General features: G+C 49.4%; 2 protein-coding genes. Both read left to right on the top strand.

What is annotated here, in order from left to right:
* The first annotated feature begins 309 nt into the window (after positions 1–309).
* A complete protein-coding gene (locus ACTS3T_RS22365; protein WP_377968267.1) occupies positions 310–2,145 on the top strand; it encodes a Cas10/Cmr2 second palm domain-containing protein in 1,836 nt (611 codons plus the stop codon).
* 16 nt (positions 2,146–2,161) lie between these two features.
* Positions 2,162–3,310, top strand: coding sequence for a type III-B CRISPR module-associated Cmr3 family protein (locus tag ACTS3T_RS22360; RefSeq protein ID WP_377968266.1), 1,149 nt, complete (start codon positions 2,162–2,164; stop codon positions 3,308–3,310).
* Positions 3,311–3,335: the final 25 nt, after the last annotated feature.

Genomic DNA, 3,335 nt, shown 5'->3' with positions numbered 1-3,335 from the left:
TCAATTCAAAACCGAAAATCCAAAATCGAGAATTGATATTACCGAGTAGTATTAGCATCAGCTAGCGGTCAAACGCCGCCCGGTGTAGTCTCTAGCGCTATTCCCCAGGTAAAGATTTTTTTTGCTGAGACGAAGAATTACTTAAGTTCTTCGATCAATTTGAAACCTGGCTCCTATGCTGAGTTGAACTTTGACAGCAGGACACTAACTCGGCTAGCTACCCCCCTTAAATCCACAAATGGAAGACCCTGCTTCCAATAGCCTGCTAAGGTACAAGCAACTTAGACTTTGCGCCATCTCGGTGAGCCTATGACTGCTTCCGTCTATACCGCCATTACCTTTGCCCCCGTGCAAGGCTTTATCGAAAAATCTCGCAAACTGCGCGATCTCTACGGCAGTTCTTATATTTTGTCTTTGCTTTCATGGGCTGTTTGCAACGCCGCTAGCCACCACGGCTGTGAAGTAGTCTCTCCGGCTTTGATTAACGTCACTCAAGGAATGCCAAACCAGATCATTATTGCAGGGCAATTTCCTCAGGCAGTGGCTAAACAAGCTTTTGAGCAAACCTGGATATGTATTGTCCAAACCTGTCGCCAGTGGATCGAAGAGCAACTGGCGCAAACCTGCTATTGGCAGCGCGACTGGGGACTGTGGAGTAAACACACTTGGGAATTCTTTTGGGTGATTGGTAACGCTGGCGAAACCATTCGTCAAGTTCGACAAAGACTCAATGAGCAAAAGCGATCGCGAGCTTGGATTGGCATCAACTGGGTTAGCGAAAGTTCTACCCTTTCTGGGACTGACGCGATCGCTTGGCCTGAGCTTGGCTGTACAAGTCCTCAAAAAATAAACTCCCGCCAGCAACAGCAAGCAATTAAGGCATTTTATCAAGCCCTCAGCCAAAAAATAGGAGAAGCCTTCATTGACCCAGATGAAGAACTGAGCATTCCAGAGCTAGTGAAGCGTATCATTACCCATGAAGCAGTGGCTAAACGAGTCGTCGAAAACTGGCAAAAGCAAAATCAGGTCGAACTTAGCCCAAGCGAAATTGACAATTTGACAGCGATCGCCCAAGAACTGAATCCCAAAACCTTCAAAGACTTAAACCGTCTGAAAAACAAACGGCGCTCTGCCAATGAACCGCCAGAACCGCAATATTGGACGGGATGGTTTTTGGGGGACGGTGACCAGGCAGGAGCTTATCTGAAAAATCACAGCAGCCCAGAAGAACTAAGCCGCTTTAGTGCCCAAATGCGAGAGTGGGGCAATGCCATTCGCAACTTGAGCAACAGCTACCTTCCCGGCCAAGGCCGCATGATTTATGCCGGAGGTGATGACTTTATGGGAGTTCTCTACTTACGAAATGGCCAAATTCAGCCTAAAGTCTGCCTCGACTGGCTCAGTCGTTTTGACCAGCAGTTTTGGCAAGGAGCTAGCTTACAAGCCGATGCCAGCGCACCCTTTAGACATGGCGCTAATCAACCAAAGCCCATTACCGCTAGCGTGGGTTTTGTTTGGGCAGCTCCTCATGTGCCCCAGCGAGATGTACTCCAAAACTGCCGAGAAGCCGAGCAATCTGCTAAAGCTCAAGGCCGCGATCGCATTGCCTTTCGCATTTTGTTTAACGGCGGCAACCTGCTGGAGTGGGTTTGCCCGTGGTGGCTGCTAGCCGGAGATTTTTCTAACGTGCCAGTCGCGCCGTTAGCAATGCCCTCAACGGGGTTGCTCAGCGCTTATTGCGATCGCAACAACAGCCCAGATAAACCCAACTGGACTCATCTATATAATGACGTGGCTGCGCTGGAATCGCGTCATGCGTTTCAAGGCTGTCAAATAGCAGTAGCCTTAGGGCTGATCGAAGTTTACTTCGGTGAACCTTACCGCAAACTTTTAGAGCAACCTAGCACCTGGTGGAACCAAGTAAGTCTAGAACCTCAGAGACGCAGCTTCAGCGGTATTTTAGGCAGTGCTCAACGCTACCACCCAGACTATAGCGACGAGTCTCTGGTAAAACCAGAACTGCTCAAGGGTAATTCATATGTCATAAGAGACTTCAACCATTGGGTGATCAACCTTGCCAAAGTCGGTTTTCACCTGCATCGCAACGTCACCCCGCCACAGCTTCAGGCGGATTATAAACGCTGAACCTTTGCTTGAAACTATGTTTGAATACCTAATTACGATTCAACCGCTGGGGTTGCTTTACGGCAGTGCCGGCAGATTTCTTTCTCCCGAAAATTTGGTAGGGCGATCGGGCGCTCAGTTTCCGCCCAGTGCGGCTACCTTATCCGGCTTATTTGCTGCCCAAAAGGGAGCCGAGTGGATGCACCGAGACGACTTTTATCTAGCCGGACCTTTTTGGAGCTGGATTGAGGGTAACGCAGCCGATCCGCAAAACTTTTGTGTGCCAACACCCCTGAACTATTTAGTCAAAATGTATCCTCATCCTGAAAAGACTGAGATACCCAAAGGTCAAATCGTAGATCGACTTGCCTGGAATTCGGCGCAAGCAGAACTGCCTTGGCGCGATTCCGCAGGCCAAGTCATAGACGGTAAATTCAAAAAGGGAACCTGGGTCAGGATTGCAGATTGGCCAAAGCTAGTAAGTCGTGATGACCAGGAGGCCAAAAGTGTTGAGGTCTATGGCGACCCTTGGCAGTATGTTCCTCATTTGCATCCTCACCTGATGGCAGATGAGCGCTGCGTTGACCCAGAGCGCGATCGCGGCAGCTTGTTTCTAGAAAACGGGGTACAGATGCATCCTGATACTGGTCTAGTTTATCTCTGCACCTCCTCGATTAAAGATGGCTGGTACCGCTTCGGGGGTGAAGGGCACATGGTCGAGCTAACGTGTCAGCCCTTAAACGAGCCAAATAAGCAAAGGTTTAGCACTCAGATTGAGCGTAGCTTTGCTTTGATAACCCCTGCCATCTGGGGATCTAATCGACTTTCTTATCGTATTCCCCAAACCCTCCACAAAGGCGATCCGAAGCGTCATCAACTCCCGGAAGTAGACAGTGATTTGTCAGCCCAGTGGCAAATGGATGCCCTCTTGACAGAACGCCCTATTCCTTTTCGTTATCGCTTAGGCGATCGCAAAGATGCCGCCGATACCAGCCAAAAGTCAAACTACCCTAAACGACTTTCTCGCGGGCGTTATGCTGTTCCTGCCGGAAGTGTTTATATCCTCAAAACCCCATTAAATGAATCTTGGTATCAGTGGCATGAATGTCTTTTTCCGCAGGAAGGCCCCTCGCTTAAACGTTGGGGCTGTGGTCTGGCTTTGCCCTTACCCAGTGCGATCGCCTAAATTCAGTTCTCTGTCGATAGCTAAC

The organism is Almyronema sp. (genome assembly GCF_052168255.1).
GTDB lineage: Bacteria > Cyanobacteriota > Cyanobacteriia > Phormidesmidales > Phormidesmidaceae > Sphaerothrix > Sphaerothrix epifaneia.
Note: the sequence above shows the minus strand (reverse complement) of the source record. Positions and strands in the feature narration are given on the sequence as shown.